This window comes from Kitasatospora sp. NRRL B-11411 (assembly GCF_000721345.1).
GTDB lineage: Bacteria > Actinomycetota > Actinomycetes > Streptomycetales > Streptomycetaceae > Kitasatospora > Kitasatospora cineracea.
Window position 1 is genome coordinate 1 of the sequence record NZ_JOGH01000151.1, and the last position, 13,233, is coordinate 13,233.

Here is a 13,233-nt window from a genome sequence, read left to right on the forward strand (position 1 = left end):
GCGGCCCCGGCGCGCCCCCGCCGCCCCCGCCGAACGACCTGCTGCCCTCCAGCGGCGGCCCCGCCCAGCACTCCGGCGGCCGCAGCGGCCCCGGCGCCCCGCCGCCGCCCGCCCCCGACGCGCTGCGCGCCGAGGGCGCCCCGGCGGCTCCGGCCGCGCCCGCCGCCCCGGCCGCCCCCGAGGCCGCCGCGGTCGCCTACCAGGCCACCCAGCTGGCCCCGGCGATCGAGCTGCCGCCGGGCGCGACCCCGCCGTTCCCGCTGCCCGGCCAGCAGCCCCCGCCGTTCCCCGGGGCGCCGCAGGGCGCGCCGCCGTTCCAGGCACCCCCGCCGCCGCCGTTCCCGGGCGGGCCGCAGGGCCACGGCTTCCCGCCCGGCGCCCCCGGACCGGTGCCGCCGCCGGCCGCGCCCGTGCCGCCGCCGTCCGGCGCGCCCACGGTCGGCCCCGGCACCACCGCGGTGGTCAACTACCGGGGCCCGGACGGCTCCGAGCTGAGCCTGGTGATGACGTCCGAGCTGGGCACCCCGCACCCGGAGTGGCGGGCCCTCCAGGAGCTGCGCCGCCTCGGCGTGCCCGCCGACCAGGTGCTGGAGGTGCACACCGAGCTGGAGCTGTGCGACCTGCCCGGCGGCTACTGCGCCCGGATGGTCAAGGCGTCCTGGCCGAACGCCCGGATCAGCCACACCGCCCCGTACGGCCGCGACACCGCCGCCCGGCAGGCCGGCATGAACGTGCTGCAGGAGCACGTCGAGCAGCTGCACCAGCTGGTCTCGGCCCCGCACCGGGCGCGCACCGTCCGGGTGCCGCTGCCCCCGCCCGGCACCGTCCCGCAGCTGCCGCCCCCGCCGCCGCAGCAGCTCGCGGCGGAGCTCGGCGCGATGTTCGGCCCGTCGATGTTCCGGTTCGAGCAGCGCGCGGTGGCCCGCCAGGGCGTGCCGGAGGCGGTCGCCCAGACCCTGATGTGGGTCGGCCTGCCGCGCGAGTTCGCGCCGTTCTTCTGGGCCCAGACCCAGGAGGGCCGCCCCATCCCGACGCTGGCCGAGCTCGCCGCCGAACGCGGCCTGCCGCCCGGCCCGGACTTCGGCGGCTACCTGGTGCTCGGCAACGACTACGGCCGCCAGCTGTGCGTCCAGTACGGCACGGCCGCGGTGGTCGCCGTCGACCTGGAGAACCCGGCCGAGCCGCCGCGCTTCGTCAACTCCGGGGTTCCGGAGTTCGTCGCCTGCCTGTCGGTGCTGGCCCGGATGTGGCACCTGCGGCACGGCCTCACCCACGAGCAGGCGGCCCGCTGGACCACCGACCTCCAGGCCCAGCTGCTGGCCGTCGACCCGGCCGCCGTGCACACCCCCGAGAGCTGGTGGGCGGTCCTGGTCGAGCAGCTCTGGGACGGGCTGCTGTGACCGGGCCTCGCGCGGCCGGTTCGCCCGGCCGCGCGAGGACGCCCTGTTTGGTTTGCGTTCGTATCTGCGCAAAATAGGTCAATGGGACGGTTCACCCGTCCCGCCAGAACCACGCACCCGGCGGGGCCGCGCAGCCCGCGAGCACGAGGAGAACAGCCGAAATGAGCGACGCCGTGTCCCAGTACGGCTTCACCCCGTCCCGGCGCGGCTACGCGCCCGACCAGGTCGACGCGGCGGTCACCGCGCTCAGCCGCGAACGCGACGAGGCATGGGAGCGGCTCAGCGTCCTCGGCGGCGGCCTGCGCGAGATGGAGAAGCGCCTCGCCGACATCAAGCAGGCCGCCGAGGACGCCCCCGACCCCGACTTCGCCGAACTCAGCGACCAGGCCGCCGCCCTGCTCGGCATCGCCCTCAACGAGGCCGACGCCGTCCACGCCAAGGCCAAGCGCTCCGGCGAGGACGCCCGGGACGCCGCCCACGAGGCCGGCGAGGCCGCCGCCCAGGCCGCGAAGGAGTTCGCCGCCAAGCTGCGCGAGGAGACCGACCAGTTCGTCCGCCGCACCGACGAGCGCAGCCGCGCCGAGGCCGAGCGCCTGCGCGCCGAGGCCGACGCCGAGGCCCGCGCCCTGGTGCACGCCGCGACCGGCCACGCCGCCCGGGTCCGGGTCTCCGCCGCGAACGCCTCCGAGCAGTCCGAGGCCGCCCTCGCCGAGCGCCGCCGCAAGGCCGACGAGGACTTCGCCGCCGCCGAGACCGCCGCCGACGCCGCCGTGGCCAAGGTCACCGCCGCGGCCGACGCCCGGGTCAAGGAGGCCGAGCAGCACCGCGAGGCGATGCTCGAAGAGGCCCGCCGCCTCGACACCGACGCCCAGGCCAAGGCCGACGCGGCCCTCGCCGCCGCCCGGGAGAAGGCCGACCGGATCAAGGCCGCCAGCGACCGCGAGCAGGCCGACTTCACCAAGCGCCTCGACAAGGTCCAGACCCACCTCGACCACATCAAGGGCACCCTCGCCTCGCTCACCGGCGCCGCCGTCGGCGCCATCGAGGACCCCGAGGACGCGGCGCAGGCCGTCGAGGCCAAGAAGGCCGACCTCGGCAAGCCCCCGGTCACCGACCGGCCCACCGCCGTCCTCGGCCCGGTCAAGCCCAAGGCGGACCCGCGCCAGCCGTACACCGCCCCCGAGCCCGCCGAGCCCCCGGCCCCGCCGGTCAAGCCCGCGAGCTTCGCCAAGGACCCGCTGCCCCCGAAGCCCGCGACCGCCCCGGCCGCACCCGAGGCCGCACCCGGGCCCGAGGCGGCGCCCGCGGCGAAGCCCGAGCCGGAGGCCAAGGCCGAGGAGCGGATCGTCCCCAAGATCGTCATCGTCGACGACGGCATCGACCACGACACCCGCCCCAACCGCAACCGCATCCAGCGCAAGGGCTGACCCCGGCCGCCGGGAACGCCCCGGGCCCCGTCCGGCTGCCGGACGGGGCCTACAGCACTTCGACGGCCGTGCCCGTGAGGCGGCGGCGGCAGTCGAGGACGTAGCGGGCGTGGGTGGTGACGGCGGTGTAGTCGAACTCGTCGTGGTCGGCGAGGAGGAGGACGGCGTCGGCGGCGGCGAGTTCTTCGGGGGTGGCCTCGACGCGGTGGACGGTGGCGAGCGGGCCGCCCTCGTGGGCGGGGGTGCGCTGGCCGGGGACGTGGGGTTCGGCGACGTGGACGCCCGCGACGACGTGCGGGTCGGCGGCGCGGACCTCGGCGCCCTGGCGGGTGAGGAGTTCGACGATCCGGGCCGCCGGGGTCTCCCGGGCGTCGCCGGTGTTGGCCTTGTAGGCGAGGCCGAGCACCAGGACGCGCGAGCCGTTGACGCTGCGGCGGCGCTGGTTGAGGGCCTCGGTGAGCCGGCGCACCACGTAGTCGGGCATGTGGCTGTTGACGTCGTTGGCGAGCTCGACGAACCGGAAGGACTGCCCGAGGGCGCGCTCCACCCGCCAGGACAGGTAGGAGGGGTCGATCGGCAGGCAGTGGCCGCCGACCCCCGGGCCGGGGGTGAAGCGGAGGAAGCCGAAGGGCTTGGTGGAGGCCGCGTCGATGGCCTCCCAGACGTCGATGCCGAGGTCGTGGGCGAACATCGCCAGCTCGTTGACCAGGGCGATGTTCACGTGCCGGAAGGTGTTCTCCAGCAGCTTGGTCAGTTCGGCCTCCTTGCAGGAGGAGACCGGGACGGTCCGCTCGACCAGCTGCCCGTAGAAGCCGGCGACGGCGGCCAGGCCCTCGGGGGTGGTGCCGGAGACCACCTTGGGGGTGTTCTCCAGCTTCCACACCGGGTTGCCGGGGTCGATCCGCTCGGGGCTGTAGCCGAGGTGGAAGTCGGCGCCGGCCCGCAGCCCCGAGCCGGCCTCCAGCAGCGGGGCGAGCAGTTCCTCGGTGGTGCCCGGGTAGGTGGTGGACTCCAGCACCACCGTCGCGCCCGGCCGCAGGTGCCGGCCCAGCAGCTTCGCCGACGCCTCGATGTAGGACAGGTCGGGGACGCCGTCGCGCAGCGGCGTCGGCACGGTGATCACCGCGACGTCGAAGCCCGCGACGTCGGCGGGCGCCGCGGAGGGCAGGTACGCCCCGGTGTCGAGCAGCGGGCGCAGCCGCTCCCCGGGGATGTCCTCGACGTAGGACTCGCCGACCGCGAGCCGCTTGATCCGGCGTTCGTCCACGTCGTACCCGACGACCCGGTGGCCCACCTCGGCGGCGCGCACCGCGAGTGGGAGTCCGACATAGCCCTGACCTGCGATGACCACGCGCATGACGAAGCAAACCCCCTGGAAACGACCGGTGTCCCCACACCTTCTTCACACGAGGGTACGGAGCGCCGCCCGCCGTGCGGGCGGCTTCGCCGGAAGTGGTGCGGGCGGGGCGGACGGGGCCCGGACGACAGGACGCCGAGAGCCGCGGCGCCCGCCCGGGAGCGGACGCCGCGAGTCCCGGCGTGAGTGGCACGGGCGCCCCCACCCAGGGTCGCCCGGCCTTCGCACTCCCGACCCCCATCGAGGTGCGATCGCGCTTCCGCAGCCATCCCCCACGGTTGGATGCGGCCTGCGCTGACATCCATGGTGCGCGGCGACCATGGACGCGCAGTGACAGCAATGTGTCGGCTGCATGATCTCTGGACAAGCCGTGCCGGATACCGGTGAGTCGGCCCGGGGCGGCCTTCGAGGTGCCGCGCCGCGTGTGCGGCTCCGGTGCGGCGTAGGCTGGACACCCCCCGGGGCGCACCGCGTTCCGGGCTGTCGCGCTGCCCGGCCGTCCGCTGTGCCGGGCCACTCCCCGTCGTGGAGAAACTGACGTATGAGCCTGTCCGGACTGCTCGATGTCGTCGTACGGGACGCCGCCCTCGCCGAGGCGATCGAGGCGGCGGCCACGGGGCACAGGCAGCACCTCGACCTGGTCGGCCCGCCCGCCGCCCGGCCGTTCGCCGTCGCCGCGCTGGCCCGTTCGCTGGCCGCCCGGGGCGGTGAGCGCGGCCGGCCGGTGCTGGCCGTGACCGCCACCGGCCGGGAGGCCGAGGACCTCGCGGCGTCGCTGCGCTCGCTGCTGCCGCCCGACGCGGTGGCGGAGTTCCCGGCCTGGGAGACGCTGCCGCACGAGCGGCTCTCCCCGCGCTCGGACACCGTCGGCCGCCGCCTCGCCGTGCTGCGCCGGATCGTCCACCCGCGGGCGGACGACCCGGCGGCCGGGCCGGTGCAGGTGGTGGTGGCGCCGGTGCGCAGCGTGCTGCAGCCGCAGGTGAAGGGGCTGGCAGAGCTGGAGCCGGTGGCGCTGCGCCGCGGCGAGCAGCACGACCTGGGGGAGGTGGCCCGCGGGCTGGCCGCGGCCGCCTACGCCCGGGTCGAACTGGTCGAGAAGCGCGGCGAGTTCGCGGTGCGCGGCGGCATCCTGGACGTCTTCCCGCCGACCGAGGAGCACCCGCTGCGGGTGGAGTTCTGGGGCGACGAGGTCGAGGAGATCCGCTACTTCAAGGTCGCCGACCAGCGCTCGCTGGAGATCGCCGAGCACGGCCTGTGGGCGCCGCCCTGCCGGGAGCTGCTGCTGACCGACCAGGTGCGCGCGAGGGCGGCCGAACTGGCCGCCGAGCACCCGGAGTTGGGCGAGATCCTGGACAAGATCGCGCAGGGCATCGCGGTCGAGGGGATGGAGTCGCTGGCCCCGGTGCTGGTGGACGACATGGAGCTGCTGCTGGACGTGCTGCCAGCCGGTTCGGTCGCCGTGGTGTGCGACCCGGAGCGGGTCCGCACCCGGGCCGCCGACCTGGTGGCCACCAGCCAGGAGTTCCTGGCCGCGTCCTGGGTGGCCGCGGCGGCGGGCGCCGACCGCCCGATCGACCTGGAGGCGATCGACGTCTCGGCCGCCTCGCTGTGGTCGCTGGCGGACGTCCGCGAGCACGCGGCCGGGATCGGCCTGCCGTGGTGGTCGGTCAGCCCGTTCGCGACCAGCGACTCGACGGTCAGCGGCATCCTGGAATTCGATGCCGACACCCTGACCCTGGGCATGCGCGCCGTCGAGGCGTACCGCGGCGACACCGCGCGGGCGATCGCCGACGCCCGGGAGCGGCTGGCCGCCGACTGGCGGGTGGTGATGGTGACCGAGGGCCACGGCCCGGCCTCCCGGCTGGCCGAGGTGCTCGGCAACGAGGGCATCGCGGCCCGGCTGGTCGCCGACCTCGCCGAGGCCCCGACCCGGGACGTGGTGTACGTGTCCTGCGGCTCGATCGAGCACGGCTTCGTGGACGACGAGCTGAAGCTGACCGTCATCACCGAGACCGACCTGTCCGGCCAGAAGTCGTCCACCAAGGACATGCGCCGGATGCCGTCGCGCCGCCGCAACGCGATCGACCCGCTGGCGCTGGCGGCCGGCGACTACGTGGTGCACGAGCAGCACGGCGTCGGCCGGTACGTGGAGATGCTGCAGCGCACCGTGCAGGGCGCCACCCGCGAGTACCTGGTGCTGGAGTACGCGCCCGCCAAGCGCGGCCACCCCGGCGACCGGCTGTTCGTGCCCACCGACCAGCTCGACCAGGTCACCAAGTACGTGGGCGGCGAGGCCCCGACGCTGCACCGGCTCGGCGGCGCGGACTGGGCGAAGACCAAGCAGCGGGCCAAGAAGGCGGTCAAGGAGATCGCCGCCGACCTGATCAAGCTGTACTCGGCCCGGATGGCGGCCCCCGGCCACGCCTTCGGCCCGGACACCCCGTGGCAGCGCGAACTGGAGGACGCCTTCCCGTACGCGGAGACGCCCGACCAGCTGACCACCATCGGCGAGGTCAAGGCCGACATGGAGAAGTCCGTCCCGATGGACCGGCTGATCTGCGGCGACGTCGGCTACGGCAAGACCGAGATCGCCGTGCGGGCGGCCTTCAAGGCGGTGCAGGACGGCAAGCAGGTGGCGGTGCTGGTGCCGACCACGTTGCTGGTGCAGCAGCACTTCTCGACCTTCGCCGAGCGGTACGCGAACTTCCCGGTGAACGTGAAGGCGCTGTCCCGGTTCCAGACCGACACCGAGGCGAAGGCGGTGCTGGAGGGCCTGTTCGAGGGCTCGGTGGACGTGGTGATCGGCACCCACCGGCTGTTCTCCTCGGAGACCAGGTTCAAGGACCTCGGCCTGGTCATCGTCGACGAGGAGCAGCGCTTCGGCGTCGAGCACAAGGAGCAGCTGAAGAAGCTGCGGGCCAACGTGGACGTGCTGACCATGTCGGCGACCCCGATCCCGCGCACCCTGGAGATGGCGGTCACCGGCATCCGCGAGATGTCCACCATCACCACCCCGCCGGAGGAGCGGCACCCGGTGCTGACCTTCGTCGGCCCGTACGACGAGAAGCAGATCTCGGCCGCGATCCGGCGCGAACTCCTGCGCGAGGGCCAGGTGTTCTACATCCACAACCGGGTCGAGTCGATCGACAAGGCGGCCGCCCGGCTGAAGGACCTGGTGCCGGAGGCCCGGGTGGCGACCGCGCACGGGCAGATGGGGGAGACCCAGCTGGAGAAGGTCGTCGTCGACTTCTGGGAGAAGGAGTTCGACGTCCTGGTGTCCACCACGATCGTGGAGTCCGGCATCGACATCTCGAACGCCAACACCCTGATCGTCGAGCGCGGCGACACCTTCGGCCTGTCCCAGCTGCACCAGCTGCGCGGCCGGGTCGGCCGCGGCCGCGAGCGCGGCTACGCGTACATGCTGTACCCGCCGGAGAAGCCGCTCACCGAGACCGCGCACGAGCGCCTGGCCACCATCGCCCAGCACACCGAGATGGGCGCGGGCATGTACGTGGCGATGAAGGACCTGGAGATCCGCGGCGCGGGCAACCTGCTCGGCGGCGAGCAGTCCGGGCACATCGCGGGCGTCGGCTTCGACCTCTACATGCGGATGGTCGGCGAGGCGGTCGCCGAGTTCCGGGACTCGCTGGAGGCGGGCGGCGGCGAGCCGGAGGAGGAGCCGCTGGAGGTGAAGATCGAGCTGCCGGTGGACGCGCACGTCCCGCACGACTACGCGCCGGGCGAGCGGCTGCGGCTGCAGGCGTACCGCTCGATCGCGGCGGTCAACTCGGAGGCCGACATCGCGCAGGTCCGGGAGGAGCTGACCGACCGCTACGGCAAGCTGCCCGAGCCGGTGGAGAACCTGCTGCTGGTCGCCGGGCTGCGGCTGTTCGCCCGGCGCTGCGGCATCGGCGACATCACCCTGCAGGGCAACTTCGTCCGGTTCGGGCCGGTCGAGCTGCGGGAGTCGCAGGAGCTGCGGCTGAACCGGCTCTACCCGCGCACCCAGGTCAAGTCCGCGGCCCGGCAGCTGCTGGTGCCGCGGCCCGGCAGCGGCGGCCGGATCGGCGGGAAGCCGCTGGTCGGGCGGGAGCTGCTGTCCTGGTGTGCCGAGTTCCTGAGCACCATGTTCGACGACCTCAAGCGGTAGCGGGACGGCCGCCCGAGCGGCGGCGGAACAACGGCCGCGCACCCGTCGGAGCGGGGGCGCCGGAGGGCGGCAGGACGGCGCCCCCCGGCGCCCCCGTCCGCGTTCCGGCGCCCCCGGCTCGTCCGGCTCGTCCGCCGAGGCCCCCGGCTCGTGCGCCGCGGCCCCCGGCCCCGGTGCCCGGGGTCAGGCGAGCTTCCACTGGCCCGACTGCTGGGCGAAGCCGCTGTCCAGGGCGAACTGCACCTTGTCGAGCTTGGCGTCGGCCGGCACCTCGAAGGTGATGCAGCCCAGCGCGCTCTCGCCCGGGGCGACCGACAGCGGGACGGGGAACTCCGGGCCGGCCACGGTCTCGGCGATGGTCGCCTCGTAGTTCTGGCCCTGGGCGTCGATCAGCTTCGCGCTGTTGTGCGGGGCGTCGGAGTAGGCGGCGCTGCCGGTCGCCTTGATCCGGAACTGGGCGGTGACGTAGCGCTTCCCGGCGGCGGGCTCGGTGTACTCGTCCGCGCCCTTCGCGTTGTCGACCACCTTCACCAGCGTGACGTCCGCGCTGTTGCTCTTCTCGGTGCCCTTGAGGGCGATCGTGTCACCGGTCTTCGCCACCGCGTTCTTCGGCGCGTCCGCGGCCGGGGCGGAGCTCCCCCCGCCGGCGGCCGGGGCCGCGGCGGGGCTCTTGGGGGAGGTGGACACGCTGCTGTCGGTCGGGCCGCAGGCGGTGGTCGCGGCGGCGAGCAGGGCGGCGCCGAGCAGGACGGCGGCGGTGCGGCGGGTGCGGAGGCGGACGGACATGGCGGGTTCCCCCCAGGGAGGTCTGCGGTGGGCCGGTGGTTCCGGCGTGGCACCACTGAACCACTCTGCTGTGAACAGTGTCAATTGCGATTCACGAAACGTCTCCGTTCACGTGTGAACGGTTGGGGGACGGTGGGGTTGCTATGCTGCGGGGCCACGCCCGAGCGCCGGGTGCCGAGCGCCCGTTGCCGAGTGGCGACCGCCGGGTGCCGACCGCCGGGTGCCGGCCGTCGAGTGCTGATCGCCGACCGCCGACCGCCGACCGCTGCCGCGAAGGAGACCGCCGATGCCGGACCGTCCCGAGGTGACGGCCGCCGAGATCGCCCGGCTCGCCGGAGTCGGCCGGGCCGCGGTCTCCAACTGGCGCCGCCGCCACCCCGACTTCCCGAAGCCCTCCGGTGGCACCGAGGCCAGCCCCGCCTTCCGCCTCGACCAGGTCGAACAGTGGCTCCGCGCCCAGGGCAAACTCGCCGAACTCCCGCTGCTGGAACGGGTCTGGCGGCAACTGGAGACCCTCCGCGACCCCGACGGCCCCGCCGCCGCCCCGCTGGTCACCGCCGGCGCCGTCCTGCTGCTGCTGCACCGCGACCCGGCCGCCCGCACCGACCTCGCCACCCAGCCCGACACCCGGCTCGCCACCGCCCTGCCCAAGGCGCTGCGCCGCACCGCCGCCGCCACCCTCGGCCCGGACGCCCCCGCCACCCTCGCCCTGCCGCTGATCGCCGGCGCCACCCACCTCGACCTGGCCCGGCTGCTCGCCGACCTCACCGCCGACACCGCCCCCGCCACCGCCTACGGCCACCTGCTCACCCGCTACGCCGAGGCCAACCCCCGGCTCTCCCCGCCCATCCCGGCCGACACCGCTGCCCTGCTCGCCGCCCTCGCCCGGCCCGACGGCCCGGCCCCCGACGGCCCGGCCCCCGGCAGCGGGGAGACCGGCGGCGGGGAGACCGGCCGGACGGTGCTCGACCCGGCCTGCGGCACCGGCGGCGTGCTGCTGGCCGCCGCCCCCGCCGCCCGGCTCGGCCAGGAGGCCGACCCCGCGCTGGCCGGCGTCGCCCTGCTCCGGCTCGCGCTGGCCGCCCCCGCCGACGCCCCCGGCCCGCTGCCGCTGGACGTCCGCCCCGGCGACGCGCTGCGCGCCGACGCCTTCGCCGGGCACGCCGCCGACGCGGTGCTCTGCCGCCCCCCGTACAACGAACGCGACTGGGGCCACGATCAGTTGCAGTACGACTCGCGCTGGCCCGGCCGGCTCGTCCCGCCGCGCGGCGAGTCCGAACTCGCCTGGGTGCTGCACTGCCTGGCGCACACCCGCCCCGGCGGCACCGCCGTGCTGCTGCTCCCGCCCACCGTCGCCTCCCGCCGGGCCGGCCGCCGGGTGCGGGCCGAACTCGTCCGCTCCGGCGCCCTGCGCGCCGTGGTCGCGCTGCCGGCCGGCGCCGCCCCGCCGTACGGGGTGCCGCTGCACGTGTGGGTGCTGCGCGGGCCGCAGCCCGGCGACGAGTTCCGGCACGTCCTGCTGCTGGATGCCGCCACCGGCGCCGACGAGGACCGGGCCGGGCTGCCCGCCGCCGTCCTGGCCGCCTGGCGGGAGTTCGACACCGCGGCCCGCACCGGCGCCCCGCTGCCCGCCGACCGGCCCGGCCGCTCCCGGGCCGTCCCCGCGCTCGACCTGCTCGACGACGAGACCGACCTCACCCCCGCCCGCCACCTGCCCGCCGCCCCCGCCGCGGCCGCCCCCGACCTGCTCACCGCCCTGCGCGGACGGCTGGGCGCCGAACTCGCCCGGCTCGCCGACCTCGACACCGCGCTGCCCGCCGTCGCCCCCGCCACCGCCGCCGGACCGCCGCAGGTCAGCATCGGCGAACTCGCCCGCTCCGGCGCCCTCCAGGTGCACTCCTCCGGCCAGGGCGCCCCCGCCCGGCCCGGCGGCCGCACCCCGCTGCTCACCGACCAGGACCTGCAGAACGGCACCCCGCCGAGCGCCGCCACCGACGCCGCCGACGCCCTGACGGCCCGTCAGGGCGACGTCCTGGTCCCGGTGCTGGGCGGCGAGGGCGCACGGGCCGTGCACCCCGGCGGCCCCTGGGACGGCGCCGCCCTCGGCCCCCGGCTGCACCTGCTGCGCCCCGACCCCGACCTGCTCGACCCCGACTTCCTGGCCGGCCAGCTGCGCGCCACCGGCGCCGGACGCCGGGCCAGCAGCTACGCCTCCACCACCAGCCGCCTCGACATCCGCCGGGTCGAACTGCCCCGGCTGCCGATCGAGCGCCAGCGCCGCCTGGGCGAGGCGTTCCGGCGGATCGCCGGGTACGAGGACGCGCTCGCCGCCGCCACCGCCGAGGCCCGCGCACTGACCAGGGCGCTCACCGACACCCTCGCCTCCGGGACCGCCGAACCGGCCTGACGGACCGTCGGCCACCGAGCCCCCGCCGTCCCGCCGTCCGGCCGTCCGGCAACGGGAACGCAACGGGCTCCCGGCGCGCCGACCCGTGACGGTACCGTGTGCGCAGCACGTCCCGCCGTCGCCGAGGAGCCACCATGCCCGCCCGCGCCGTCCCGTACCGGAAAGGGCTGACGGCGCTGCTCGCGCTGATACCGGTGCTGAGCCTCGGCCTGCTCGGCATGGTGCCGTCGATGGTGCTCGCCGTCGACCGGCGGCGCCGGGCCGACATCGTCGGCGCGGCCGTCATCGGCCTGATGGAGGTGGGCCTGTTCGTCGCGGCCGCGCTGACCCCCGAGGGCGAGCCGATCGACAACCTCACCACCGGGCTGCTCCTGTTCCCGCTCTTCCTCGGCACCCCCGTGCACTTCCTGCTGATGAACCGGCGCGACCGGTGGCCCGCCGGCGCCGCCCCGGCCCCCGCCCCGTACGGGTACGCCTACCCGCCGGTCGGCTACCTGCCGCAGCCCGGTCCGACGGTGCCGCCCGGGCCGACGATGCCGCCCGGTCCGATGGTGAAGTCCGGTCCGACGATGCGGCCCGCGCCGCCGTACGCGGTCACCGAGCCCCACCCGGCCAACCCGTACGCGACCCCGTACCCGCCCGCCGCGCCCGCCGTGCCGCCCGCCCCCGCCGTCCCCGCGCCCGCCGCGCCGACCGGCGCCGCCGAGCTGCGCGAACTCGGCGAACTGCTGCGCCGGCAGGCCGGGAACGGGCAGCCGTGAGCCGGGTCGTCGGCGGGCGCTACCTGCTCGACGAGAAGATCGGGCACGGCGGGATGGGCCAGGTCTGGGCCGCCCGCGACCAGCGGCTGGAACGCCGGGTCGCGGTGAAGCTGCTGCGCACCGACGCGCTGCCGAACCCCGCCGGGCGCGGCGACAGCCAGGCCGACCTGCTGCGCCGCCGCTTCCTGCGCGAGTGCCGGATCGGCGCCGGGCTCGACCACCCCGGACTGGTCACCGTCTACGACGCGGGCACCGACGGGGAGGAGCTGTACCTGGTCATGCAGTGCGTCCCCGGCCTCAGCCTGGCCGACCTGGTCGCCGAGGAGGGCCCGCTGCCGGTCGAACGGGCCGTCGCCGTCGCCGGGCAGCTGTGCGCCGCGCTGGCCGCCGTGCACAGCGCGCAGGTGGTCCACCGCGACCTCAAGCCCAGCAACGTGATGATCCGGCCCGACGGCCGGGCGATCCTGCTCGACCTGGGCATCGCCACCGCCCTCGACCCCGGCGCCACCCGCCTCACCCTCACCGGCAGCCCGATCGGCAGCCCCGCCTACATGGCCCCCGAACAGGCCATGGCCGCCCTCGCCGACCGCCGCAGCGACCTGTACGCGCTCGGCTGCATGCTGCACGAGATGCTGGCCGGCGACCCGCCGTTCCCCGCCCCCACCGCGCTCGCCGTGCTGCGCCGCCAGGTCGACGACCCGCCCGTCCCGCTGCGCCGGCTGCGCGCCGAGGTGCCCGCCGCACTGGAGGCGCTGGTCCTGCGGCTGCTCGCCAAGCGCCCCGAGGAACGGCCCGCCGACGCCGCCGAGGTGCACGCCGTCCTGCTGCCGATGCTGCCCGCCCCCACCGGCCGGATCCGCACCCGGCTGCCCGCCGTCCCCGACCCCGGCGACCCCTACCGCTACCCCCACCACCCGCAGCCCACCCCGCTGCTCGTCCCGCCAC

Annotated in this window: 8 protein-coding genes; 6 read left to right on the forward strand and 2 right to left on the reverse strand. The window is 76.0% G+C overall.

Going from position 1 to position 13,233, the window contains the following annotated elements; translation table 11 throughout:
• On the forward strand, window positions 1–1,400 hold a 1,400-nt coding region (locus tag IH44_RS0135835), incomplete at its 5' end, for an SUKH-4 family immunity protein (RefSeq protein WP_030464013.1).
• A gap of 161 nt (window positions 1,401–1,561) precedes the next feature.
• A complete protein-coding gene (locus IH44_RS0135840; protein WP_030464014.1) occupies window positions 1,562–2,827 on the forward strand; it encodes a hypothetical protein in 1,266 nt (421 codons plus the stop codon).
• 49 nt (window positions 2,828–2,876) lie between these two features.
• Here the strand turns inward: IH44_RS0135840 and IH44_RS0135845 are convergent, their stop codons facing one another.
• Entirely contained in the window at window positions 2,877–4,184 is a 1,308-nt protein-coding gene (locus tag IH44_RS0135845) for a nucleotide sugar dehydrogenase (RefSeq protein ID WP_030464015.1), read from the reverse strand.
• Window positions 4,185–4,725: 541 nt separating this feature from the next.
• On the opposite strand from IH44_RS0135845, the gene mfd reads away from it, so the two are divergent.
• Window positions 4,726–8,334 carry a transcription-repair coupling factor gene (gene mfd, locus IH44_RS0135850; RefSeq protein WP_030464016.1) on the forward strand — a complete coding sequence of 1,203 codons (3,609 nt, stop codon included), beginning with the start codon at window positions 4,726–4,728 and terminating at the stop codon, window positions 8,332–8,334.
• 183 nt (window positions 8,335–8,517) lie between these two features.
• On the opposite strand, the gene IH44_RS0135855 is transcribed toward mfd, so the two are convergent.
• On the reverse strand, window positions 8,518–9,120 hold the full coding sequence (locus tag IH44_RS0135855; protein WP_051818023.1) for a DUF4352 domain-containing protein: 603 nt from the start codon (window positions 9,118–9,120) through the stop codon (window positions 8,518–8,520).
• Between the two features lie 286 nt (window positions 9,121–9,406).
• Here IH44_RS0135855 and IH44_RS0135860 point away from each other — a divergent pair, with 286 nt between their 5' ends.
• From IH44_RS0135860 to IH44_RS0135870, 3 genes are all read left to right on the forward strand, one after another.
• Window positions 9,407–11,527 (forward strand): N-6 DNA methylase, encoded by a 2,121-nt coding sequence (locus IH44_RS0135860; protein ID WP_107066714.1) that lies wholly within the window; start codon window positions 9,407–9,409, stop codon window positions 11,525–11,527.
• A 134-nt stretch (window positions 11,528–11,661) separates the two neighbouring features.
• Entirely contained in the window at window positions 11,662–12,288 is a 627-nt protein-coding gene (locus IH44_RS0135865; protein WP_030464019.1) for a hypothetical protein, read from the forward strand.
• Window positions 12,289–12,341: 53 nt separating this feature from the next.
• Window positions 12,342–13,233 (forward strand): serine/threonine-protein kinase (locus tag IH44_RS0135870; protein ID WP_157852579.1); only part of this gene is annotated, 892 nt, incomplete at its 3' end.